This is a genomic window from Pseudomonas sp. RGM 3321 (assembly GCF_022836805.1).
Classification (GTDB): domain Bacteria; phylum Pseudomonadota; class Gammaproteobacteria; order Pseudomonadales; family Pseudomonadaceae; genus Aquipseudomonas.
Genome location: NZ_JALHBH010000031.1, coordinates 1 through 429, shown reverse-complemented (window position 1 = coordinate 429; position 429 = coordinate 1). Strand labels below are relative to the sequence as shown.

1 protein-coding gene is annotated in these 429 nt (G+C 62.5%); it reads left to right on the top strand.

The features are described 5' to 3' along the window. Positions 1-429: biotin/lipoyl-containing protein (locus RGM3321_RS00105; RefSeq protein WP_347880955.1), on the top strand; the 429-nt coding region annotated here is incomplete at both ends.

Genomic DNA, 429 nt, shown 5'->3' with positions numbered 1-429 from the left:
AATCGTCATCGACGGCATGCCGACGGTCATTCCCTTTCACCGGGCGGTGGTTCACGACCCGGCTTTCACTGCCGCCGACGGCCACTTCGGCGTCTTTACCGACTGGATCGAAACCGAGTTCGACAACAAGATCGAGCCATACACCGGGTCCCTGGGCGAGTCTGCCGATTCCGAGCCTCCTCGTGAGGTCGTCGTCGAGGTCAACGGTAAACGAGTTGAGGTGCGTATCCCCGCCTCCTTGCACGGCGCTCGTCAGGTCCCCAGCACCAAATCTCACCGGCCCACCCGTCGCAATCGCGCCGGGCGACGCGCCGCGGCAACCGGCAACTCGGTGGCCTGCCCGATGCAGGGAACGATCATCAAGGTTAATGTCGTAGAGGGAGAAGAGGTCAACGAGGGCGACCAGATCGTCGTCATGGAGGCCATGAA